Source organism: Vibrio sp. Hep-1b-8 (assembly GCF_006124995.1).
Lineage (GTDB): Bacteria > Pseudomonadota > Gammaproteobacteria > Enterobacterales > Vibrionaceae > Vibrio.
The window spans coordinates 79,693-102,508 of record NZ_QEWN01000112.1; the positions used below are offsets into that span (position 1 = coordinate 79,693).

19 protein-coding genes, 1 tRNA gene and 1 pseudogene are annotated in these 22,816 nt (G+C 44.3%); 12 read left to right on the forward strand and 9 right to left on the reverse strand.

Features of this window, described 5'->3' with window-relative positions; all coding sequences use genetic code 11:
• Window positions 1-202 precede the first annotated feature (202 nt).
• A complete protein-coding gene (locus DA100_RS14010; RefSeq protein ID WP_138972741.1) occupies window positions 203-1,273 on the reverse strand; it encodes a DUF3541 domain-containing protein in 1,071 nt (356 codons plus the stop codon).
• Between the two features lie 380 nt (window positions 1,274-1,653).
• Here DA100_RS14010 and DA100_RS14015 point away from each other — a divergent pair, with 380 nt between their 5' ends.
• The gene (locus DA100_RS14015; RefSeq protein ID WP_138972713.1) at window positions 1,654-3,012 is read left to right on the forward strand and encodes a diguanylate cyclase; all 1,359 of its coding nucleotides are present in this window, start codon (window positions 1,654-1,656) and stop codon (window positions 3,010-3,012) included.
• An 88-nt stretch (window positions 3,013-3,100) separates the two neighbouring features.
• Window positions 3,101-3,535, forward strand: coding sequence for an Mpo1-like protein (locus DA100_RS14020; RefSeq protein WP_138972714.1), 435 nt, complete (start codon window positions 3,101-3,103; stop codon window positions 3,533-3,535).
• A 562-nt stretch (window positions 3,536-4,097) separates the two neighbouring features.
• Here DA100_RS14020 and DA100_RS14025 read toward each other — a convergent pair.
• Entirely contained in the window at window positions 4,098-5,621 is a 1,524-nt protein-coding gene (locus tag DA100_RS14025; protein WP_138972715.1) for a DUF3612 domain-containing protein, read from the reverse strand.
• Window positions 5,622-5,782: 161 nt separating this feature from the next.
• Here DA100_RS14025 and DA100_RS14030 point away from each other — a divergent pair, with 161 nt between their 5' ends.
• Window positions 5,783-6,358 carry a hypothetical protein gene (locus tag DA100_RS14030; RefSeq protein ID WP_138972716.1) on the forward strand — a complete coding sequence of 192 codons (576 nt, stop codon included), beginning with the start codon at window positions 5,783-5,785 and terminating at the stop codon, window positions 6,356-6,358.
• A 63-nt stretch (window positions 6,359-6,421) separates the two neighbouring features.
• On the opposite strand, the gene DA100_RS14035 is transcribed toward DA100_RS14030, so the two are convergent.
• The gene (locus DA100_RS14035) at window positions 6,422-7,126 is read right to left on the reverse strand and encodes a MaoC family dehydratase (RefSeq protein WP_138972717.1); all 705 of its coding nucleotides are present in this window, start codon (window positions 7,124-7,126) and stop codon (window positions 6,422-6,424) included.
• Between the two features lie 316 nt (window positions 7,127-7,442).
• On the opposite strand from DA100_RS14035, the gene DA100_RS14040 reads away from it, so the two are divergent.
• Window positions 7,443-7,533, forward strand: a tRNA-Ser gene (locus tag DA100_RS14040).
• 199 nt (window positions 7,534-7,732) lie between these two features.
• On the opposite strand, the pseudogene DA100_RS14045 reads toward DA100_RS14040, so the two are convergent.
• The 4 genes and pseudogenes from DA100_RS14045 to DA100_RS14060 form a co-directional block, all read right to left on the reverse strand.
• A pseudogene (locus DA100_RS14045) lies at window positions 7,733-8,005 on the reverse strand (VOC family protein); the annotation flags it as partial.
• 85 nt (window positions 8,006-8,090) lie between these two features.
• Complete coding sequence (gene araH / locus DA100_RS14050) at window positions 8,091-9,080, reverse strand: L-arabinose ABC transporter permease AraH (RefSeq protein ID WP_138972718.1); 990 nt, start codon at window positions 9,078-9,080, stop codon at window positions 8,091-8,093.
• Window positions 9,081-9,111: 31 nt separating this feature from the next.
• A complete protein-coding gene (gene araG / locus DA100_RS14055; RefSeq protein ID WP_138972719.1) occupies window positions 9,112-10,629 on the reverse strand; it encodes an L-arabinose ABC transporter ATP-binding protein AraG in 1,518 nt (505 codons plus the stop codon).
• A gap of 59 nt (window positions 10,630-10,688) precedes the next feature.
• On the reverse strand, window positions 10,689-11,687 hold the full coding sequence (locus tag DA100_RS14060) for an arabinose ABC transporter substrate-binding protein (RefSeq protein ID WP_138972720.1): 999 nt from the start codon (window positions 11,685-11,687) through the stop codon (window positions 10,689-10,691).
• Window positions 11,688-12,057: 370 nt separating this feature from the next.
• Between DA100_RS14060 and DA100_RS14065 the strand changes: the two genes are divergently transcribed.
• The 8 genes from DA100_RS14065 (at window position 12,058) to DA100_RS14100 (ending at window position 20,535) form a co-directional block, all read left to right on the forward strand.
• A complete protein-coding gene (locus tag DA100_RS14065) occupies window positions 12,058-13,758 on the forward strand; it encodes a ribulokinase (protein WP_138972721.1) in 1,701 nt (566 codons plus the stop codon).
• Window positions 13,751-14,491, forward strand: coding sequence for an L-ribulose-5-phosphate 4-epimerase (locus tag DA100_RS14070; RefSeq protein ID WP_138972722.1), 741 nt, complete (start codon window positions 13,751-13,753; stop codon window positions 14,489-14,491). Before DA100_RS14065 ends, DA100_RS14070 begins: the two co-directional genes overlap by 8 nt.
• 9 nt (window positions 14,492-14,500) lie before the next feature.
• Window positions 14,501-15,991: an L-arabinose isomerase gene (araA, locus tag DA100_RS14075; protein ID WP_138972723.1), complete on the forward strand. Its 1,491-nt coding sequence runs from the start codon at window positions 14,501-14,503 to the stop codon at window positions 15,989-15,991.
• 48 nt (window positions 15,992-16,039) lie between these two features.
• Entirely contained in the window at window positions 16,040-16,552 is a 513-nt protein-coding gene (locus DA100_RS14080) for a hypothetical protein (protein ID WP_138972724.1), read from the forward strand.
• A 64-nt stretch (window positions 16,553-16,616) separates the two neighbouring features.
• Window positions 16,617-17,456, forward strand: a complete 840-nt coding sequence (gene araC / locus DA100_RS14085) for an arabinose operon transcriptional regulator AraC (RefSeq protein ID WP_138972725.1) — start codon at window positions 16,617-16,619, stop codon at window positions 17,454-17,456.
• Between the two features lie 792 nt (window positions 17,457-18,248).
• Complete coding sequence (locus DA100_RS14090) at window positions 18,249-19,820, forward strand: peptidoglycan-binding domain-containing protein (protein ID WP_138972726.1); 1,572 nt, start codon at window positions 18,249-18,251, stop codon at window positions 19,818-19,820.
• Window positions 19,817-20,206 carry a hypothetical protein gene (locus DA100_RS14095; RefSeq protein WP_138972727.1) on the forward strand — a complete coding sequence of 130 codons (390 nt, stop codon included), beginning with the start codon at window positions 19,817-19,819 and terminating at the stop codon, window positions 20,204-20,206. Before DA100_RS14090 ends, DA100_RS14095 begins: the two co-directional genes overlap by 4 nt.
• 86 nt (window positions 20,207-20,292) lie before the next feature.
• Window positions 20,293-20,535, forward strand: a complete 243-nt coding sequence (locus tag DA100_RS14100; protein ID WP_138972728.1) for a hypothetical protein — start codon at window positions 20,293-20,295, stop codon at window positions 20,533-20,535.
• Window positions 20,536-20,542: 7 nt separating this feature from the next.
• On the opposite strand, the gene dsdA is transcribed toward DA100_RS14100, so the two are convergent.
• A complete protein-coding gene (gene dsdA, locus DA100_RS14105) occupies window positions 20,543-21,871 on the reverse strand; it encodes a D-serine ammonia-lyase (protein WP_138972729.1) in 1,329 nt (442 codons plus the stop codon).
• A gap of 110 nt (window positions 21,872-21,981) precedes the next feature.
• A complete protein-coding gene (locus DA100_RS14110) occupies window positions 21,982-22,677 on the reverse strand; it encodes a VC0807 family protein (protein WP_138972730.1) in 696 nt (231 codons plus the stop codon).
• Between the last annotated feature and the right edge of the window lie 139 nt (window positions 22,678-22,816).

The following is a 22,816-nucleotide window of genomic DNA, read 5'->3' on the forward strand; positions in this document are numbered from 1 at the left end:
GCGACTGTATTCATGCGTAAATTATTTATGGCGGTAGATTATTGACGGATTACAGCGTGATTGATTTTTTTGCAATTGTTATGGAATCGCCGATACTTATAATAAATAAATCTATCACTTTCGGAGGTTTTCGTGCGTCATGTCTCGCCTCTGCGCAGGAAGAAAACCAGCCCAAAGAGAAGGACTGGCGGATTTAAAGTTGTTATTGCGGGATAAGTCCATACGGGAGGGATGTGAAAACGCTAGGTTGGCCCTTCACTGTCGGAGCCTCATTGACCTTCTGCCAATCAAGCAACATGATCGCTAGGACGTTACGATGTTCCCCGTACGTGATATCGAAATCTCCGGTGACTGAAGGAATCATCCCTTTCTCACTATCTATCGCTTTTTGGATAGCGTAGCGAGTTTTTTCTACGACCGGATCATCTTCGAGTCCAGCGAGTAGAAACGTGATACCGACTTCCGCGATGACGTCTTCTTTCGCTCGAATGAGAATGGTATCGATGTTTTGGCGGAAATAGTCATAAATCCACTGATGCTGCTTTTCACTTACCAAATGTTGATAGTATTCAGAGTCGCCAAAAATAATATGGGTCATACCATAGAGTTTGTTTCCGTACTGCTGGTTGGACAGTTTTTTGTCTTCTACCTCTGGATAGGCTTGCTTAAATGCGGTTGTAAAACTATCGACGACATCTTGCTCACCTAGCTGCCTTAGCCAGTAGACCTGATTGGCTAGCTGTGCGGCCCAAGCCTTAATCATCTCTTGGTCTGTCGCATACTTGCTAAAGTCATAGCGGCGGATAATGGAACGAAGCAAATCGTCTTGTTTGTGTTTTAGACCATACTCGTTGGCGCGTGCCATCGAACCCAGTAAATCAACACCAAGGTAGAGATATTCAGGCATGTGTTTTGTGACGTTATAACGCCTCATGCTTCTTTCATCCGTCTCATCAGTGTAGCCAGAAAGGCGCTTTTCAGAGTAAAGTAAGATTTGTTCTGGGGTATGAACTTCTGCTGCGAAACGATTAAGTCGACTTGCGACACGGGCCATATCACTCCAAACCGCGGCCGAATATTTGTCATCGAGCGTTTGACGGTACATCCTTAAGCCGTAGTGCCCTTCTTTAAAGGCTGGGAGAGTATAGAGCTGACTTTCATACGTATTGCGAATAAGATCTGCGGATGCTTCAAAGCTCGCTGTGTTTGCCGATGCGGTCGGTGTATGTATGAGGATTGCACTAAGGCACAAGTCAATCAGCTTTTTATGCATGGTATAACCTATAAAAATGGTGTTAGGGTATGGTGGCATAGTACCAGTCATTCCTTCCTTAAATGTAAGCTCAGGGTCAGATAAAAGTAAGGTTTGATTGCTTACATGCTTGCTACATAAACGTTGTTTTTTATTCGCCGATGGTTGGATGTCGACCCCAAAGCGATCTATATAAGCATTGGTACCACTGATTTTTTTGATGATGTGCAAGAATTGGTGGAGTGATAATAATATATTTGTCGATTGTCGATGAAATTTCGACCAATTTAATGTACGTTTTATATAACTAATATTAATAATAATTAACACTAGCACGTATCGATACGTCAATGAGTTGAGATTGAGTTTGCTCTGGTGTCTGTGATAGTTGTGGGGGATGGATGGCCTATCATGTGGGCAGGCAGCATTATATTAATGCACTGTTTTTGATGACCTTTGTATTTTTTGTTGGGCTGATTGAGTCACTTGACCGAAGTCAGAAAACGTTTTTGCGTGATAGTTTGCTGTCCCGTGCTAAGGAAGAGTTATCCATTGTTCGATCAGAGCTTGAAGCCGCGATTGTTTCAGATATCTATGTGGCTAATGGGTTATCTGCTCTGGTTGCATCTAATCCAGAATTTGATTTTTCAGGATGGGATCTTATCGCATCGATCATTATACGTAAGAGCGACCATGTTCAATTGCTAGGGCTTGCGCCGAATGATGTCGTTAAATTCGTTTATCCGTTAGAAGGAAACGAAGCTGTTTTAGGATTGAATTATCAAACCATTCCCAATCAATGGCGTTCCGTAAAAAAAGCCCAGCAAATCCAAGACATCTTTATCTCTGGCCCCGTCAATTTGGTCCAGGGTGGTAAAGCTCTGATCGCACGTGTACCGATTTTTTCCGATCCTCCATACAACACAAACTACTGGGGTGTGTGCAGTATGGTGATTTCCTTGGACTCACTCTTTTCTGAAGCAGGTGTTGCCTCGTTTGAGCATCGTTACAATCTAGCGATGCGTGGTGTCGATAGCTCAGGATCGGAAGGTGAGGTGTTTTATGGTTTTCAAACGACGTTTGATCAAGCATTCGCCTCAGAGTCTGTGCATTTTCCATACGGTAGCTGGCAGATCGCTGCATCGACGAAAAGTGACTTGCTAAGTGGAGCTAAGTGGTACCGAGTACACGTGGTTAGACTGCTTGGCTATCCGATGATAATTATGCTTATCTTGGCCTTTATTGCTACCTATCGGCTCTATATTGCGGCGAATGATCGTGCCCTGCGTGATGAACTGACACAGCTACCCAATCGTCGCTACTTTATGTATACCTTTGGTGAGCATTTTAACGCGGTGAAAAAGAATGGGGGCGGTGACTCTTTTGCCATTCTTAATATCGATTTAGATAAGTTCAAAGCGATTAACGATACGTTTGGCCATGCGGCAGGGGACAAGGTACTTGTTGCAACTGCTGAGAGGCTGAAAAGCGTGCTCAGAACCTCAGACATTGTTGCTCGTATGGGTGGCGACGAGTTTCTGGTGTTGTTGCCGAGAGTCTCAAGCACAGAGGATATTGACGTAATCAATATCGAGCTGCAAAAAGCCGTCTGCCATACGCCTGTTATCTATGAACAGCACTTAATTAATCTACGAGTGAGTGTTGGATATGCTATCTATGACCCTGAATTTAAAGATATAGAAGAGATGTTTAAACTCGCGGATTCTAGGATGTACGAAGAAAAACGCAGGCAGATATAAAGAGTTCTCACAAAAAGAGATTATACCGCTGCAATGCTGGTAAACCCATGCTATAGAAATAGTAAAGGAGCATTACAGGTATATGAGTATGAAGGACTTGTCTCAGTGGTTAAATGAGTATGGTGAAAGCCATCAGAATCCGATCAACCAAAAAATTCATAAGGTTGCGGTTCCCGGTATTTTTCTTTCTGTTGTTGGATTGATTTGGTCTATTCCACCCATTCAACTATTTGGTATGACACTTAACTGGGTGTGGCTTGCTGTATTGCCTGTCATGGTGTTTTATTTCAGGTTATCGTTAAGTGTATTCATAATGATGCTCGGTTTTACCCTAGCTTGTATTTCGTTGATTTGGTCATTAGAAGTGTTACAGCTCTCGGTGTTGTTTGTCTCTTTAGTGCTGTTTGCGGTTTTGTGGCTTTTTCAATTTATCGGCCATAAGATCGAGGGTAAGAAACCCTCATTCTTCGAAGACGTTCAGTTTTTGCTTATCGGCCCGGTGTGGGTGTTTAGAAAACACTGAGATCTGATCGATATCCCTATCTATTCACTTGCCCATTACATGTGGGCAAGTTCACATTTATTCTTTTCATTATTCATTTCTCCTCATTGTTGTTAACAATTGTGACCATAGTCATGGTAAACGGTTGCTTGTTACCGGTAACACAAACAGGAAGATGTATAGAAACTCAGTTATGGCTAATAAGGAGAAAAGACCAACCTTACTAGGGGTAACTAAAATGACAGTCAGGAGAGCATTGATCTTGGTTACAGGATAGAACTTGGTGAAAGCATATAGTTGCAAAATGCAAATGTTTGATTTTGCATTTTGCTCGTAATTGCATCTTGAAAATCTATTATGCGCTTAGTTTTTATGAATTAGGTTATGAATTGAGCAAAAACAAGCAAATATTGGCTTAGTGAAAGTTGGCACGCTTTCTGCTTTATGTAGTTTGACCCTTCTTAAGCCGAGGGTCACCTAGCCAACTGACGTTGTTAGTGAACCTATCTTGTTCACACTTATATATAGCCAATCACCCATATTGTGATTGGCTTTTTTTCTTTTTGAACGCCGTAAATCGAAACTATTCAGCCTCTTGGCACCCACTGTAGCAACTCGGTTTTCTAGGGCACACTGCGCCTCTTGAACAGATCACTCGTGCGTCCGACTCAATACCTCTTTCGATCCAGTTAATATTGAGAATCTTTGCGATAGTCGTAAATTCCTTTCGTATATGGCGTGGTATCGCAGCGCTTCCCCCGTTTCCGACACATAGAGCTTTAAGTTCTTCGGCAATCTCAAGTGAGTTTCCTCCCTGCGCATCAATCGCAGGATTGAGATCGATACCGGCACAAAGCACGCGGTTGTTGCCTGCGGGATCGGTCATATTTACCGACTCACAACAGTAAATTCTTGGCTCGTCACCGACATTCAGAATTGAGATCTGAGCAGAGCTTCCCTGTTGTGGTTCTGATAATTTCCTAAACACCGCCCAGTGCTGACATGGATCGTTAACTTTGCGCATGTTCCCCCAAGGAAGAGGGATCCCGTTGCCTCGGTAGACTGCTTTAAGCTTATTTTGACCATAGGCATCAAAATAGTGCCAGTGAGGGTAAGGAGAAACGACGGTCATTCGTCTCATCGCAACGGAAGGGGAAACGCCAGCTTTTAAGTGTACGTCGATTTCGTACCCGCTGCGGTCCAGTAACTGCCTAAATGGAACCTTAGGGCACAGTAGTGCGCCGGCGAAGAAGCTTGACTCAAAGTCTCGCCAAGCTTGCAAAATGTCCTGTGAGTTAAGTTCAGACGTTGTACTTGATTGGTTGCTCTCTTCCCAACTATTAGCATGGCCAACAGAGAGTACGCTCTTGAGTCCCTCTTTGCTGTGTAAAACACAGTGCCCAATATAAACGGCGAGGTCGTACTTAAGGCGAGTAGGGTACAGCTTTAAAATTTCATTGAGGAAGATGGTACCTGGTGGTTCAAAAAACGAGGTAACCACTTGTTTAGCGCTGACACCCAGCTCGTCAACGACGTCTTGTGGTGGTCGTGAAATCCAGCGGATAGTCAACCCAAGGCTACGAGCGATATCCATGAGATCTTCGGCAGAGAGGTTAAGTCGTTTCAGGCCCACTTCCTCTGCTGCTCTTTCAAGATCAGGGAAATGGTTCTGATTGCTCTCTTGGTGTGCCCGAATCAGTAAATGCGCAAACTGGCGGCCAGTAATACCAGTTTGTGAAAGCATCTCAGGGATAGCTATCTGCAAAATATCGTTTGAAAACAGGAAGCTTGGCTCGAGTGCCATACCGCTGATCCCGCCTCGGTTTCCTTTGTCTGGTGTGATATCCGCTTGTTCGGGTTCATCGTCAAGAAACCAAGTCGGATCTTTTTGAAAAACTTCGGCGATCACTTCCAACATATCGATACTAGGGACCCGTTTTCCACGTTCGATCATCGATAAGTAAGAAACCGATGGCGCATACTCGGGATTAACCCTTATGCAACGAGCAGAGAGATCTTCCATAGTTAAGTGGTTGCGTTTCCTAAGATTTCTTATCTTAGTACCTAGAAAATGAGACTGGCGGATCAAGCTTTTTGACACTGGCATTTTGTAAAATTCACACTGTAAAATTTTTGTTGTGAAATTGTAGTAAAAAATTCACTAGTATAGAAAGTAAGCAAAGTCACAAATTCACATATAAACAGAATGGGATTTGAAATATTTGCGCAAGGACAAATAAGTTGTGAAATATCCGCGAGGGAAACACTATGAACATGCTGACAATCGATAAGACTGAAATCCAAGAACAAAATATGCCATTTATCGCTGAAGCAGTCTTCGCGGTAGAGACGATAGACGCTAGCCAAGCAATGGAAAAACAACAAAACGCTAAGCAGTTGCTTGACCGTTTGTTCCCACTAGAGAACGGTTCACATAAAGACGTAACAGCTTACGTAATCGACTACCGTCATGTAATGGCGTACTTCAAAGACGGTAGCCACAGCGGTCTAAAACACTCTAAGCACTTTGTGGCTTACACTGGTGAAAAAGAAGACCCAGCATCAATCCTGTTTAGAGATGGCACAGGTAGCCACGTAGAAGTAACTTTTGGCAATCATAAAGGCACAGGCTGCGTAGAGCTTATCGATATTGAAGATATCCAGCTTGAGACTTGCACCATGTTTCCTACGGCTATGACTGAGATTGCAGCTATGCGCCACTGGATCAGCGTGGTTAAAGGCGACGAAAAAGGTAAACCTAGTGCATGTACTGAGCAGAAAGAGTACACAGCAAAAAATGGTGACGATTACCAATTAGAGCGTTGCTACACAATGACTCGATAACCACAAGCATTACAACGAAAAAAGGATACCTTTCGGTATCCTTTTTTTGTGTTTATCTTGGCGTTAAAAATGAAGTTGTATAACGGATGTTACAACCGCACCTGGGCGACGAACACCTTCAATTTCAACTTTAATTTCACGCTCGATTTCTAACCCTTTACGGATAGGCGTGACTTTAGACAACGTACTAACCGCACGTACGCGGTTATCCGATTTCACCGGGTATGGGAAACGAACCTGATTAAGACCGATGTTGACGACCATCTTAGCCGTTGGGAACAAGTTGTTCTCTGGATCGACACTATCAGTCAACTTAGGCAATAAGGCCAGAGTAAGGAAACCGTGCGCAATTGTAGTCTTGAACGGTGACTCCGTAGCAGCACGCTCTGGATCGGTATGGATCCACTGCATATCTTCGGTCACTTGACCAAACTGGTTAATTCTCTCTTGCGAGATATCCAGCCAGTCGCCAGTATGAATAACTTCACCAATCTTAGACTGTAACTCAAGGTACACTTTTTGAGCTTCGGGCTTTAACTCGATTGTTTGTGGAGTCTGAGTAGTTGGCGTTTCTAGCGGATGGCGTAACTCGTCGTTAACTGCGGGAATGTGAAAATCACGCAGACGAGTAAACAGGTGGCGGTTATGAGCCTTATTAACAATTTCACCCCAGTATTCGCGTACAGTAGGAGACATCCACTGCATAAACTCAGAATGCTGCTTAGAAATTGATTCACCACGATGTTTAAATAAGTCAGCGACTTTCATAAAAACCTCAGAAATAGATCATGTTACTCGGTTAATTCCGTAATTTTGAAACAGTTCACACTATTGTGCAACGACTTTTGGGCGTACAGTTGTTGTCTTAAAGTGGTATTTTTTATTAAAAACATGAACTTATAAATAAAACACTATTTTATTGCAAAACTAACAATAGAGCTTTTATCCCATCGATTCCGCCCTTTTGGCTGGCTTTCTGTTGGATACGCCTTCAAAAACTGTTTAGTTTCTCAGCAGTTAAACCATAGTGAGTGAATTAATACTTTACAAGTAGCAGGGCTATACCTAATATACGCCACGCAACGGAGAGATGGCTGAGTGGTTGAAAGCACCGGTCTTGAAAACCGGCATACGTTAATAGCGTATCTAGGGTTCAAATCCCTATCTCTCCGCCACTTATTCTTAGAAAAAAGCCTTTGATTATCAAAGGCTTTTTTCGTATCTGAAGCATAGAAAAGTCACCTAACACAGATAGGTGATACATATGTATTTGCTAAAACTGGCTTCTGTCGTGTACCACACACGTATTACCACCCCTGTTGTTCTACAAAACTCACATGGCTATCCAAAGGAAGTTCGTTGGTTATGCGCGTGCTATTGGGTCGCTGTTTTTAGTTGCAGTAAATCCCATTTGTTCCCATAAAGATCTTGGAACACAACAACTGTGCCATATTCTTCAACGCGTGGCTCTTCATTAAAAACCACGCTATTTGCCTTCATTAGCTCGTAGTCTCGCCAGAAATCATTAGTGTGTAGGAACAAGAACACACGACCGCCCGTTTGATTTCCTACTGCTTGCGTTTGTTCTGGCGTACTCGCTTGAGCTAAAAGCAAGTTCGTGCCATTGGAATTTGGAGGAGAAACTTGAAAAACACCGCATTAGTCGCTATGAACAACCATAGCGTAGTTCAGGTTGTTCATTGGAGATAGTTATTGATAAGTTTTTCGAAAGCTACGCTCGATTGGTCTGTTTGTAACGGTCGAAGATAACCGCCGCTAACAATATTATGCCGCGAACAACATATTGAGAAAATGGTGACATATTGAGTAGGTTCATCGCATTTTCTACCGTTCCCAGAATCAATACCCCAGCAATAACATAGGATACTTTACCTATACCACCTTTTAGAGAGACCCCTCCGAGTACACAAGCTGAAATGACGACCAATTCGAAACCGACGGAGGTCATTGGTTGACCACTTGTCATACGCGCGGCCAAAATAACTCCAGCAAGCGCTGAGATTAACCCTGACACGGTGAAAATGACCATTTTGGTTTTGACTACATCAACACCAGCCAAACGCGCCGCTTCTTCGTTACCACCTATCGCTAACGTATTGCGACCGTAAACAGTACGATTGAGAAGGAAAGCGAATAGAGCAAAAGTAATCATGGTCAGCCATATCGGCGTCGGAATTCCTAGGATGGATGAGTTACCCAAAGCAAAAAATCGCTCTTCTGTGATACCTACTGCTCTGCCGTCGGAGATGATGTAGCCGAGACCACGGGCGATCTGCATGGTTGCTAACGTAGTGATTAACGCATTGATTTGCAGTTTAGCTATCACGAAGCCGTTAAGTAGACCAAATGCTGCACCAGACAATAAGCCTGCACCAATACCAAGTACCAAACTGCTCGTTGCATTAATTGCTACTGCGGTCACGACACCTGAACAGGCGATAATTGAAGCGACAGACAGATCGAGATCACCGCAAGCTAAGCAGAACAGCATCGCACATGCCACCATGCCACTCATCGAAATCGCCAGGCCAAGCCCTTTCATATTGATGAAAGTCGTAAAGTAAGGGACAAATAAGGCACATAGAATAAATAGGCCAGCGAACACGATCAGCATTCCGAATCGGTCCCAAATTCCGGCCAAATTAAATGAGCGTTTTGCGTCCTGTGGTTCAAGAGGTTTTGTAGAGCTTGTTACAGACATAAAATATTCCTTAATTTTTAAGCGTTAAGAGTTAAGCGGCGGCCGAACCTTCTTGGTCTAACATTGCCAGACGAAGCGCAGTTTGCTCGTTAAATTCGTCGCGTTGTAATTCACCGGTCACAGCGCCTTCTTTCATGACAACGACGCGATCTGAGATACCCAATACTTCCGGTAAGTCGCTGGAAACGACGAGTACGGTCACCCCGTTTTCCGCCAGCTTAAAAATGAGTTCGTATATTTCTGACTTTGCTCCAACATCGATACCGCGGGTAGGCTCATCCAACAAGATGACGCTCATTGCTGTTGACAACCAACGGCCAAGAATGACTTTCTGCTGGTTACCACCGGACAGTTTTCCAATAGGTTGTTCTAAAGAAGAAGCTTTTACATTAAGTGCTTCTTTTTGCTTCGAAGCGTTTTTTTTCTCCCAGTCGAAATCAATCAAGCTTTTGAACTTTAGATTCCAAGAGCGAGCGCTAATGTTGGTGTTTTCTTGAACCGACATGATAGGAAAGATGCCGTCGGCTTTGCGGTCTTCCGAGCACAGCGTAATGCCAGCTCGAATGGCATCTTGCGGGGTTTTCACGCCAATTTTGATATTGTGAAGAAACAGGTCTCCTGCACTTTTCTTATCGGCACCAAAAATAAGGCGAGTTAGCTCGGTTCGTCCAGCTCCCACTAAGCCAAATAACCCTAAAATTTCACCTTGTTTGATATCCATTGATAGCGGCTGGCTTAACCCTGGGCCTTCGAAGTTTTCTATACGCAGGCCACTTTTACCTAGTTCACGAGAACGGTAGTTATAGATGTCGTTGATTTCACGGCCAACCATCAGTTCAACCAAGCGGTCATGAGTCAGCTCTGACATATCGTGGAAGGACTGCACATGTTGACCATCTTTAAAGATGGTGATGGCATCACACAAGTCGAAAATTTCTTCCATACGGTGTGACACGTACATGATAATCTTTCCAGAGTCTCGCAATTCGCGTATTACCTTGAATAGATTCTGAATTTCACGCTGTGACAAGCTACTTGTAGGCTCATCAAAAGCAATAATTTGTGCATTGCGGCTGAGCGCTTTTGCAATTTCAACCATTTGCCATTGACCAATGGACAGCTCTTTTAGTTGGCAAGAAGGGTCAAATGTTTCACCTAAACGCTCTAACTGAACACGTGCATTGTTATTAAGAGTTTCAGTATCCACTCGGCCGCCTTTTGTCGGTAATTGACCAAGGTAAATATTTTCAGCAACCGTAAGCTCAGGTACTAAGTTGAGCTCTTGATAAATAATCGCGATGCCGTAATCAAGAGCATCATTGGTGGAGTTTAGAGCGACTTCTTTACCATCAATAGCGATGTGGCCTTCGGTAGGCTGGTGAAAACCACTTAAAGTTTTGAGTAGAGTCGATTTACCAGCACCGTTTTCACCCATTAAAGCGTGAACACTCCCCGCATCCGCGCGAAAGCTAACGTTGTTCAAGGCTTTAACACCTGGAAAGTGCTTCGAGATATTTCGAAACTCTAGGTAAGAGGGGGACTTCGCCATGACATTCTCTCCGTTAAATCAGTTGGCGACGGCCAAAGCAGCCGTCACCCAAGTTGAGCTTATAGCCCTTTTTTAGCTAGTTCGTCTTTGAAGTTTTCACGTGTAATAAGAACAACGTCAGTAACCTCAACAAACTTCTCTGGCTCAACGTCTTCTTTAACCCACTTGTAAAGCGATTCGATACTCTTGTAGCCATGAACGTCCGGGCTAGGTAGTAATGAACCATAAAAACCTGTTGGTTGAGATTTTGCCAGTTCGTTCACTGCATCTACGCCGTTGATACCGATACCGATGACATTGTCAGCACCAAAGCCTTGACCTTCCGTCGCGCGGATGCCGCCAAGCACGGTGTTATCGTTCATGCCAACCACAAGCCATTGCTTGACATCTGGGTATTGAACCAGCAGTGAGTTTGCTGCATCCAATGCACCAGGAATGTCATTGGTTTTGGTTGGTACACGATAGATTTGCCCTTCAGGGAAACCAGCAGCTTTTAGGGCAGAAATAGAACCATCTACACGGCGACGTGCTGTATCAAGCTCATCGGCTGTAATTGCCATGACACCTGTTGTAGAAGCATCCCAGTTACGTTTCTGCATCTCTTTGTATAGTTCGTTACCTTGGCGTTCGCCGATTGCGGTAGCCGCCATCATGACAAGAGGGACATTTGTCATCGGCTCGCCTTTCGCGTTAAGGAATTGGTCATCCACGGTAACCACTTTCAGATCATAGCTTTTTGCTTTTGCCATAATCGCAGGACCTAATTTCGGATCTGGAGTACAGATCACGAAACCTTTCGCCCCTTGCGCTGCTAGCGTATCAATAGCGTTTAGGGTTTTTTCGCCATCAGGCACCGCCATCTTAACCACTTCAAAGCCGAGATCCTTACCGGCTTTTTCTGCAAACGACCATTCGGTTTGGAACCAAGGTTCTTCAGGTTGTTTAACTAGGTAACCAAGTCTCATTCCATCATCTGAGCCGAAAAATGCGTTAGCAGACGCGCTGAGCATTGTCATGCCAGCTAGAGCTGCAATTGTGAGTAGTTTTTTTAGTTTCATTGTTATCCATCCACTGGTAGAGGTGAGTGTTCGCTATACATATTTGAACATTCTGACAAGATTATTAGTGACGAGAATCACAGCAAAAAAATGTAGCAATTTTGTCCATTCATTTAGCCACAGAGGATATGACACAGTTCCCAATTATTCTCCATTATGAGAATAAATCACGATTATAGCGTGGCAAACGTTAAAATTTATCTTTTTTGAGCAAGAAGTAAACACCTTCAATAATTTGATGCAAGTGCCACAAAACATCACGCTCGACGTTTTTGTCCATGAATATAGCGGTGTTCTTTATGGGATAAATGGCAAGCTCTAGCTATAACTTTATGTAGATTTAATTTGCTGACCAAACGTTGGAGTTGTCATGGATACATTGAACACACAGCAGCATGTAATTGGTTTGGATTTCGGATCGGATTCCGTACGTGCTCTTATCGTAAATGCAGTAACAGGCCAAGAAGTTTCCTCTTCTGTCGTTTACTACCCCAGATGGATGAAAGGGCTTTATTGCCAGCCAGCTCAATCGCAGTTCCGACATCACCCGCAAGATTATTTAGATGCAATGACTAGCGCAATTCAAGAAGTGCTAACCACGGTTCCAGCATCAATTGCGGCTTCAGTTGTTGGTATCGGCGTTGACACAACTGGGTCAACACCAGCTCCAGTTGATGAAAACGGTACCATTCTCGCGCTATTACCCGAATTCGAAAACAATCCAAATGCGATGTTTGTGCTGTGGAAAGACCACACATCAGTGACCAAAGCGGATCTGATTAACGAGCTTGCGCATTCAGGCCAGTTTACCGATTACACACGCTATATCGGTGGAATTTATTCATCTGAGTGGTTCTGGGCAAAAGCTGCATGGGTAAGCGAACAGGACGATAAAGTCGCCGAACGAGCTTATAGTTGGGTTGAACTCTGTGACTGGATTCCAGCAACTTTGGCAGAAACTCAGCATCCAGAAAAACTGCGGCGCGGCATTTGTGCGGCAGGACACAAGGCAATGTGGCACGACAGCTGGGGTGGTTTGCCAGACCAAGAGTTTTTAAGTGCAATTTCACCAACTTTGGATGGCATGCGTGAACGCATGTTTACCGAAGTGTTTACTTCGGATCAAGCTGCTGGTTACCTGTCTCAAGGCTGGGCAGAAAAATTAGGGCTGCCAGAAGGTATCGCCATTGCGATTGGTGAATTTGACTGTCACATGGGCGCCGTTGGTGCGGGTGCAGGTGCCAATGATTTAGTGAAAGTTATCGGCACTTCAACCTGTGACATTCTCATGGTTGACGCTAACCAAGTGGGCGACCGCACAATTCACGGCATCTGCGGCCAAGTAGAAGGCAGTGCAATGCCTAACCTGCTCGCTCTAGAAGCTGGTCAATCTGCTTTTGGTGACATGTATGCGTGGTTCAAAAATGTCCTGATGTGGCCATTGCAAGCTTATGCGGAGAAACATCCAGACTTCGCTAAAACAGCAGACGAAATTGCTTCTGAGCTACTGCCAATGTTGTCAGATGCCGCTGCACAGCAAGGGATCGATCAATACACACCAGTGGCCATGGACTGGCTCAATGGACGAAGAACGCCTTACGCCAATCAACGCCTAAAAGGTGCAATTTGCGACTTAAACCTTGGCAGTGCTTCACCCGCGATTTTCTCAGCCTTAGTTGAATCTACCGCACACGGCGCTAAAGCTATCGTTGATTGTTTCATCGATCAAGATGTCAACGTAGAGCGCGTCATTGCTATTGGCGGCATCGCCCAAAAATCACCTTACGTAATGCAAATGTGTGCTGATGTGATTGGTCGCGAGATCATCGTTGTCGAATCTGATCAGTGTTGTGCTCTCGGTGCAGCGATATTTGCCGCGGTTGCCGCTGGTGTTTACCAAGATACCAATGCAGCGCAAGCCGTCATGGCAAGCCCTGTCCGTCAAACATACCAACCAAATCCAAGCGTTCAAGAACTGCGCGCGCAGCGCTACGATACTTATCGCCAATTTGGTCAACATATGGAGCAAATTGCGGAATTCCATCAAAAGCAGGAGCGAAAAGATGCCTGAACAAAGCATTTTGAATGAAGTGTCGTCACTATCTGACAGGCTCAAAGCACTTCGTCATCAAGTATGGCAAGCCAATCTCGATTTGGAACGCCATAACCTCGTGACCTTCACTTGGGGGAATGTCTCAGGGATTGATCGCGAATCTGGGCTCGTAGTCATCAAACCAAGCGGGGTGGAATACAGCGATCTCTGTGCAGAAAATATGGTGGTGGTTGACTTGCAAGGGCAAATTGTCGAAGGCGATCTTAATCCATCGTCCGATACCACTACACATCTGGAGCTTTATCGTCAGTACCCAGAAATCGGTGGCATCGTCCATACCCATTCACCACAAGCAACAGCGTGGGCTCAGGCAGGTAAAGCTATTCCAGCTCTAGGTACAACGCATGCAGATTATTTCTACGGACCAATTGCATGTGCACGCGCATTAAGTGATGAAGAGATTGCGACGGATTATGAGCTCAATACTGGCAAGGTCATTGTCGAAACCATCGGTGATTCTGATGTCATGGCGTCACCTGGGATTCTTGTTAAAGAGCATGCGCCGTTCACTTGGGGCAAAGATCCCCATCAGGCGGTTCACAACGCAGTTGTGGTTGAGGTTGTTGCAGGTATGGCACTGCAAACCCTGCAAATCAACGCTAACGTCAGCGCAATAAATCCAGCTCTTCTCGATAAACACTATTTACGTAAGCACGGCGCCAACGCCTACTACGGTCAAACCAAAAAATAAGGACACAAGATGAAAGCTTTCAATGAAAAACAAGTATGGTTTGTAACAGGCTCTCAGCACCTTTACGGCCCCAAAGTACTAGAAAGTGTTGCCAACAACAGCGAAGAAATTGTTGCTGGACTTAATGCGGCTGAAAGCATCTCGGTTTCTATCGCAAATAAAGGGACGGTAAAAACACCTGACGAAATCCTAGCGGTATGCCGTGCAGCCAATAACGACCCTGACTGTGTCGGTTTGATGTTGTGGATGCATACGTTCTCTCCAGCAAAAATGTGGATTGCTGGCCTAACACAGCTCAACAAACCATTTTTACACCTTCACACCCAATTCAACGCAGCACTGCCGTGGGATGAAATCGATATGAATTTCATGAACCTAAACCAAAGTGCGCACGGTTGTCGTGAGTTTGGTTTCATCGGCACGCGTCTTAACATTGAACGTAAAGTCGTCGTAGGTCACTGGCAAGACGAGCAAGTGCATAAAGACGTTGATGATTGGTGCCGTGCTGCAATCGGTGTGAACGCGGGTCAACAACTGAAGGTCGCACGCTTTGGTGACAACATGCGTCAAGTAGCGGTCACAGAAGGCAACAAAGTTTCTGCGCAGATTCAGTTTGGTTACGAAGTCAATGCCTACGGACTCGGCGAGTTGAGCGATGTGGTGAATTCAGTTTCTGACGCTGACGTAAACAGCCTGTTGGATGAATACGCCTCAACATACGAAATGTCTCCAGAGCTATTCAGCGATGCTGAGCTGAAAAAACTAATGGTTCAAGAGGCGCGCTTAGAACTCGGTATGGAGTCGTTCTTGACGTCAGTCGGAGCAACTGCTTTCACAAACACATTTGAAAACCTAACTGGCATCACAAATCTTCCGGGCTTAGCAACACAGCGCTTGATGAGCAAAGGCTTTGGTTATGGTGGCGAAGGCGACTGGAAAACCGCAGCGATGACTCATATTATGAAGGTCATGGCGCAAGGTAAAGAAGGCGGTACGTCTTTCATGGAAGACTACACCTATAACTTTGGAGGTAAAGGCCAGGTACTTGGGGCGCACATGTTAGAGGTTTGTCCGTCGATTGCTGCTGCAAAACCAAAACTGGAAATCCACCGTCATACTATCGGTTGCCGTTGTGATATTCCACGATTGATTTTTAGCGGCGCGTCTGGCGAAGCACTCAATGTCTCCATCATTGACCTTGGTGACCGCTTCAGAATGGTGGTGAACTTATTAGATACAGTAACGCCACCACAATCACTGCCGCACCTACCAGTCGCACATGCTCTGTGGGAACCACAACCGAATCTAAATATCGCGGCGGCAGCTTGGATTCATGCTGGCGCAGCACACCACTCGGTATATAGCCAAGCGGTAACATTGCCAATGCTTGCTGACTACGCAGAGATCCTGGGTATTGAAATGGTTGTTATTGATAACAACACCAACCTACGTCAATTTAAACAAGACCTTCGTAACAACGGGGTTTACTACCGTTGTTAATGTACCCAATGAACGTGCTCCCTGAGGGGAGCACTTTGGAGCCTACTTGTGAATGATACAGATGTAGTTACTACTCCAATTTATCAATTGGATAAATCATGCTGGGTACTTAAGCTCGCCAGTGCGCACCCCACGAGTTTTGAACTTCAATACGATGGTGAAACTCATTATGTTGGTGTTATTGAGGTTATGAATAACGGAAACCTGATTTCTGTATCGGAAGCTAACTGGAAGTTTCGTCACAAAACGGATCGGCTAGAGCAGTGGTGTCAGGTGCAACATTCAGAAACGTTGTCGATTAACATGAATTACCATTTTTCGGACGATGCACTGGTGATTGAATACCTAGCGCGCAATAGCGTACCTACACGTTTAGATATCCGCCACGAAATCCAACATCTACCGTGCCCTATTGATAAGGAAGCAACCCCTAAACCTCACTTCCCTTGGCAACATAGAAGAGACGGTCTGCCGAGTGACTTTCTATCCAAAACGGAGAAGACCGATTTTTTCAGAGAAGCGTTTTCTGCTAAACAGTGGATTATTCTGGATAAACTGTGAGGAATCACGGTGACACTTTATTGTAGTCAGAATAAACTGACATAAACCTCAATGTAGATAACGCATGCAAAACAATGATCCATTAAAGCCCGGGTATAACTTTGACGCTCACCTTGTGGCTGGCCTCACTCCTATTATTGAAGGAGATGAGCTAGATTTTGTCATTGATCGACCAAATGGTATGAAAGGTTTCATTATTAACCTCACCAGCCAAGGAGAGGGTACTATTTTCCATGGTGATGACGCTTTCGATGTAAAAGCGGGTGACTTACTGCTCTTTCCACCGAGTACGACTCACTTTTATCATCGCAAAGAAGACAATGCCTCTTGGTTCCACCGATGGATTTATTTTCGTCCACGTGCATTTTGGAACGAGTGGCTTTGCTGGCACGAACAGCATAAAGGGGTATATCTAACCAAGGGAATAGAAAGCAGCACGGTTTCAATGCTAGAGAAGCTATTTATCGATATAGAATATATTTCTAAATCCGATATGCCTTATCGCGATGATTTAGCGATCAACCTTCTTGAACAACTGATTATTCGCTGTAAAAGTATCCAGCCAGATGTCGTCAATAAACCTCTCGACCCACGTGTGATTGAGGCGATGAACTATATGGCACAAAATTTAAGTCAAAGTTTCTCTCTAGAAGACATTGCGGATTTTACTTGTTTATCCGCTTCACGTTTAGGTCACCTATTTCGTGATGAAGTTGGTATGACGATTACTCAATGGCGAGACGACCAACGAGTCAGCCGAGCTAAGCAACTCTTGGTGACCACCAACTATTCGATCAACAGGATAGGCAGGGTTGTCGGCTATACTGATCCCCTCTATTTTTCACGAGTCTTTAAACGCAAGTCTGGTGTTAGCCCTAAGCTTTATAGAGAGCAAATCACTTAGTCGCGGCAAGAAAATATCTTGCTTTTCCACATAATAAACGCGGTATATGGTAAGGCTTAAAGCACAAGGCTTAAAGGACAGGCACCATTAAATGTTAATAATTTATTGCGAGTATCCATTGTTACCCACTGCATACACAATTTAGTTCTACTCGTCGTTAATGTTCTCTATTTTGAGATCGAGGGTAACTATGCATTACCTTCTTTGGATAGTTCACCATATATACCGAGCATCCCCCAAGTCGTTGCGATTCTTTTTTTAGTGATCTTTTCAAAGTACATCTATCGAAGCATTATTAAGTAACTGATCCTCAGTGCGACCGCATGAGTGTTTAATTTTTACCCACCGCGTTTAGGCCTTCACTCTTAAAGGACAGGCACCATTAAATATATCGTGATACACCTTCGCCAATTCAAAATATGCATTATTTAGCCTACAGATTTCCGTAGAGAGTTGAGCCTCTAATTTGGTAAGTTTGTTTAAGGATTTAACTGGTAGACAATGATTATTAAAGGTAAGTATGAAAGGTAAAAGCCTAGTTGCCAATTAACTCGGTGTCCAAAACTGCTGGTGCGGATAAGTGCTTGGCAATGCAATGCGCTTTTAAGCTGTAATTCATTTTCTAACGATTCATCTGCTCTGCAAGGCTACTTTACTTCCAGAAATAGCTTCTAATGGAGAATCTAAGTGTATGGTATTTGTTTTAAAGGGTAAACTTTCGAATTGAACATCATTGAAATAATGAACACCGACTTTTGATAGGATTATGTTAAAAAAGTTTATGGATGGAATATGGATTACAAATACCCCCCAAGAGAAATCATAGACCCAGAAGAAGAGAAAAAATCTATGGTGGAAAGTCAGGTTAGGCGTTCAAATGCAGCGATAGCTGAATATGATGAAAGGGAAAGAAGAAGAGCTAAACTATTGGCTTCTTTGCCCAAAGAGAACAAATCTCACGTGAATCACGGGCCCGTTCTCAAATCAACGCTGTTAAAGAATGAATATAATATGAATGCTTTAGGGAAAGGTTCGTTTTCTTCACTGTCTATGGGGATGAAAAGCTTTGAAGTATTAAAAGCTCAAGAAGCATTGAAAGCAGTGGGAGTCTATCAAGGAAAGGTTGAAGGAATCTTTGGAAGTAAAACAGAGCAAGCGGTTAAATCTTTTCAGCAGACATACAAACCAACGCATACAACTCATGCTCATTACAATCTTGATAAGACCGATGGTGTTGTAGGTAGAAATACTGTACTAGCACTAGATGAAGCGGTCGTTGAGCAATGGGATAGCACTTTTCATCTTGGTTGGATGCAATCGACGACCACTCAATCACAAGATGAATTGTGGGCAAACCTCTTTACGTCAGAGACAAGTGAGGAACAAAAGCAGACCATCAAGCGCTGTAATCTTCATTTGAACGAGCCCGTTCGAGAGGGTGAAATTGTCCTTCTTCCAACTACAGAGCCTAAAACAAAGGATGAACGAGAGCTGCTCAATCTTTGGATTGAACAAGCGAAGATTGCCAGTAAGGAATTAGGAAAACTATTGGATGAGGAGGTAGCGACACTCAACCGTCACTTCGAGCTTTTCTCTCATCAACTGGAAGAGCGGATTGAATCGGATGGTTTGCCTCTTGATTTTTATGCTCAGGTAGCGGTGGGGGTTGGTGCAACGTCTGCAATCGTTGAGCAAAACCTTAAGAATATTCAAAATGTCCTATTAGAAATAAATGGCCTGTATGTGCAGCATGTCGAAACCAATCAAAAAGTGGGCTATGCCAATAATCAGCGATTTTTTGATCAGCGTTCCGCATTGTTTAAAAAACTGGATGGTTCCTTTGCAATGCTATCCAAACGTAGCGTTCAATTGCCCATCTACACCCAAATTAAACGCAATTTAAGCCTCTCTACTAAATCAGTTGTTCACAATGCGGATGAAATATTAAAGACTGGTTTTGTAAAAGAATTAGGGAAGCGGATTGGTAATATTGCTCTTGGAATTTCTGCCGCCAGAGGTGTGGGTTATGTAGGTTTACTTGTGGGTGCCGTCAGTGGTGTTGATAACATTTTTGAAGCGTGCAAGGTGGATGGTTCGGGAGAATGTGGTAAGACAACGACACGTGAAGTCGTTGGGTTTATTGGTGGTATATATGGTGGAGTCAAAGGTGGAGGTGCTGGAGTGGGGCTTGCTGTTACAGCTGTTTCTGGCATTGCTTTGGCTATCGGTGTGACTGCCTCCGCACCTGTGCTGGCTGTTGCGGCAATCGGTGGGGCTATTGTAGGTGGTGGTGTTGGTGGGATGACCGGTACTCTAGTTGGTAAATGGGGAGCGGACTTTGCGTATGAGTGGGCTACAGAATGACAGAACTCATTGACATTTTATTGCTTTCAGCTCGGAAAATTATTGCAATCTATGCAATTGTTTGGTGCTTTCCAGCGATAGTTATATTGCCAGTAATTTCATTAGGGAGTTTTAAGTATATTATCTTTATGGATAAGCAGTTAGCAAAAGGCCTTGGCAAATACTATGACGATAACGGTTATATGCGCCCTAAATATCAATTGTCTTGGGAGGTAGGGAGCCGCTGCTTTGATTATTGGGTTAAGTACCCATTTATTCGTAAGCGGGTTACAACAAAATCAGTCAAATTTAAGGCGTTTATGTGGTGGAATGCTTTAGGAATGTGGAGTTGGATAGCGGTTTTTTTTCTGGCTTTTCTTGAGAAGGGGCTAGGTATTTCATTCTGATTTAACTGTGTGATTCATAGACATCCTTTCAACTATACTGGGTGTCAATGAACAGAGAAATGCAACAAAGGCTACAGTGAGTAAAAATGTACAACGAATGTGCTGATGCAGAGAGCGTATGCCGTTGGCTGGGCTTATGTTGCAAATGGATGGCAGTCCACATTGCTGGTTCGGTAATGAACGCTCTTGCCTCATGGCTATCGTGGATGATGCAACGAGTGGTATTCATGCGCAGTTTTTCCCTCAGAAACATGATTCACCCAGTGCTGAAAAAGTATTGGGCTAGTCACCGACTTATGGGTATGAGTGTTCTCAATACCAATGTATAGCGCATTATCAGCCTTGTGACTTTGCTAGATAGGAACGCATTTCCTGTTCGGGTACCATGCCACCGCCGGTTGCCCATACGAGGTGAGTCGCATTGTTCATAACGGAATTGGCAAACTTCATTCTCAGCCGATATTCATGACTGTTTGTCACCACGATTGGCCCCATCATGCCAGCTAACGCCGATGGTTCGAGCTGGATGTTTTGATGCTGATTGAGTTGACCCAACAGTTGGTACATACGCTCATCCGTCACCGTGAAATAGCCATCGATCATCCTTTCCATCGCTCGTCCAACAAAGCCTGACGCGCGACCGACAGCTAAGCCGTCTGCTGCGGTTATGTTATCAATCCCTATATCTTGGACGCTGATTTTGTCGTGGAGTCCAGTATGGACCCCAAGAAGCATACATGGAGAGTGGGTGGGTTCAGCAAAGAGGCAATGTACATGGTCTCCGAACGCCATTTTTAGACCAAAGGCAACGCCACCTGGCCCTCCACCGACACCACAAGGTAGGTAAACAAACAAAGGATGTTGCTCGTCGACGACGATACCTTGCTGGTCAAACTGCGCCTTCAAACGCTCACCAGCGACGGAATAGCCCAAAAATAGAGTTTGAGAGTTTTCGTCATCAATGAAGAAACAATTAGGGTCACTTTCAGCTTCTTTTCTACCTTGTTCAACCGCGACGCCGTAATCTTGTTCGTACACCACGACATTCACTCCGTGATCGCGAAGCTTATCTTTCTTCCACTGGCGGGCGTCAGCAGACATATGCACCGAGACAGAAAATCCTAACTTGGCACTAATGATACCGATAGACATTCCAAGGTTACCGGTAGAGCCAACCGCAATGCTGAACTGGCTGAAAAACTGACGAAAAGATTCGTTCAGCAGTAGGCTGTAATCATCGGATTTTGTAAGCAAGCCTGCATCAAGTGCGAGCCTTTCAGCGTGCGTCAATACTTCATAAATGCCGCCTCGGGCCTTGATCGATCCAGAAATCGGTAAGTGGCTATCTTTTTTAAGGAGTAGATGACCTGCGATGCTGGTGTTAAATCGTCGTTCAAGTTCCATTTTCATGGCAGGTATGGAAACCAGTTCAGATTCGATAATGCCTTGTGCTGGCGCTGTTTCTGGAAAGGCTTTGGCAAGGTAAGGAGCAAAGCGTAGTAATCGCTCACTTGCATCTCGAATATCCATCGCATCAAGTCCGACATGCGGTAGTGCTTCTTCGACAGAAGTAATCGAAGGATTAAACCAAGATGTTTCGTTGAGCCCGATAAGCTCTTCGACGAGCGGATATTGTTGGATAAGCAGATCAATCCGGAATGTCATTACATTACCTTGCGTGTTATCGAATAGGGCCCAATATAATTCAAATTAGTACTTCTGTGTCAGAGGCTACTGAGAACGTTTTGCATTCATTGAGGTCAGGATAGAGCCGGTTATTTAGCGTGGAAAATCTGCTCGGTTTCCAGTGCGGTCATGGCACGGATTTGGCGCCAAACGTAGTAGAAAATACCGAACATCATTAGCATGCTTGGAATCGCTATAATTGGATAGCTGTAAAGTGTCAGTTTACCTAACTCTTCATTGAATTCTGCTGTTCCTGCGGGGCTTGTTACAATCCAAGTCGCAAGGAAGTAGTTCATTGCCGATGAGAAGGCGAATGTGCTCGCGAATAGATAGTTTGATGACATCAAGCAGCGTTCGAACGCTTGCGTTTTATTATTCTCTTTTAAACGCTCAGTGATCAGTTCTAGGTTGAGTACGGTGTCATTTAGAACCATCTTCTGCATAAATGGGTAGCGAGTAAAGGTTGACCCTAGCACGGCCAAACCGATCAGGCCTGGAATCAAAGCCTCTTTAAGTGCTAACCAACGAGTATCGAGTTCGAGTAGACCGATCCCCCCCGTTAATAAGACACTGACAAAGCCAAGCGCTGCGATAAAGTTAAATTTCTTATTGCGAATCAGATCCATGGCGCCATAAGCGATCGGAAACGCCAGAGCAACAACCAACGCCATCGCCGTTCCTAAATGTTCGTCACCGCTGAATTTCATTAAAATAAATGACGGTATGACGACGTTAAATAAGATTTCGAATAGAGGATTCGATTTTTTTGGGGTGGTGCTGTTCATAATTTTCTACTGACTCTATAGGGCTGGCTTACATACAAATTTCGAATGGGAGTGTTCATTGTATGAGGTCAGATGTAAAGCACTAAAGTACCAGTTATGTAACGACTTATGAAAGAGATGCGATCAAAACCTGACGCCA

What these genes read in the sequence shown, in the direction of transcription:
- DA100_RS14100 (WP_138972728.1), top strand. Translation starts at nt 20,293, where the DNA reads ATGTACAACGAATGTGCTGATGCAGAGAGCGTATGCCGTTGGCTGGGC.
- DA100_RS14060 (WP_138972720.1), bottom strand. Translation starts at nt 11,687, where the DNA reads ATGAAACTAAAAAAACTACTCACAATTGCAGCTCTAGCTGGCATGACA.
- DA100_RS14025 (WP_138972715.1), bottom strand. Translation starts at nt 5,621, where the DNA reads ATGCCAGTGTCAAAAAGCTTGATCCGCCAGTCTCATTTTCTAGGTACT.
- DA100_RS14020 (WP_138972714.1), top strand. Translation starts at nt 3,101, where the DNA reads ATGAAGGACTTGTCTCAGTGGTTAAATGAGTATGGTGAAAGCCATCAG.
- DA100_RS14065 (WP_138972721.1), top strand. Translation starts at nt 12,058, where the DNA reads ATGGATACATTGAACACACAGCAGCATGTAATTGGTTTGGATTTCGGA.
- araG (WP_138972719.1), bottom strand. Translation starts at nt 10,629, where the DNA reads ATGGCGAAGTCCCCCTCTTACCTAGAGTTTCGAAATATCTCGAAGCAC.
- araA (WP_138972723.1), top strand. Translation starts at nt 14,501, where the DNA reads ATGAAAGCTTTCAATGAAAAACAAGTATGGTTTGTAACAGGCTCTCAG.
- DA100_RS14035 (WP_138972717.1), bottom strand. Translation starts at nt 7,126, where the DNA reads ATGAAAGTCGCTGACTTATTTAAACATCGTGGTGAATCAATTTCTAAG.
- DA100_RS14030 (WP_138972716.1), top strand. Translation starts at nt 5,783, where the DNA reads ATGAACATGCTGACAATCGATAAGACTGAAATCCAAGAACAAAATATG.
- DA100_RS14095 (WP_138972727.1), top strand. Translation starts at nt 19,817, where the DNA reads ATGACAGAACTCATTGACATTTTATTGCTTTCAGCTCGGAAAATTATT.
- dsdA (WP_138972729.1), bottom strand. Translation starts at nt 21,871, where the DNA reads ATGACATTCCGGATTGATCTGCTTATCCAACAATATCCGCTCGTCGAA.
- araC (WP_138972725.1), top strand. Translation starts at nt 16,617, where the DNA reads ATGCAAAACAATGATCCATTAAAGCCCGGGTATAACTTTGACGCTCAC.
- DA100_RS14070 (WP_138972722.1), top strand. Translation starts at nt 13,751, where the DNA reads ATGCCTGAACAAAGCATTTTGAATGAAGTGTCGTCACTATCTGACAGG.
- araH (WP_138972718.1), bottom strand. Translation starts at nt 9,080, where the DNA reads ATGTCTGTAACAAGCTCTACAAAACCTCTTGAACCACAGGACGCAAAA.
- DA100_RS14090 (WP_138972726.1), top strand. Translation starts at nt 18,249, where the DNA reads ATGGATTACAAATACCCCCCAAGAGAAATCATAGACCCAGAAGAAGAG.
- DA100_RS14015 (WP_138972713.1), top strand. Translation starts at nt 1,654, where the DNA reads ATGGCCTATCATGTGGGCAGGCAGCATTATATTAATGCACTGTTTTTG.
- DA100_RS14010 (WP_138972741.1), bottom strand. Translation starts at nt 1,273, where the DNA reads ATGCATAAAAAGCTGATTGACTTGTGCCTTAGTGCAATCCTCATACAT.
- DA100_RS14110 (WP_138972730.1), bottom strand. Translation starts at nt 22,677, where the DNA reads ATGAACAGCACCACCCCAAAAAAATCGAATCCTCTATTCGAAATCTTA.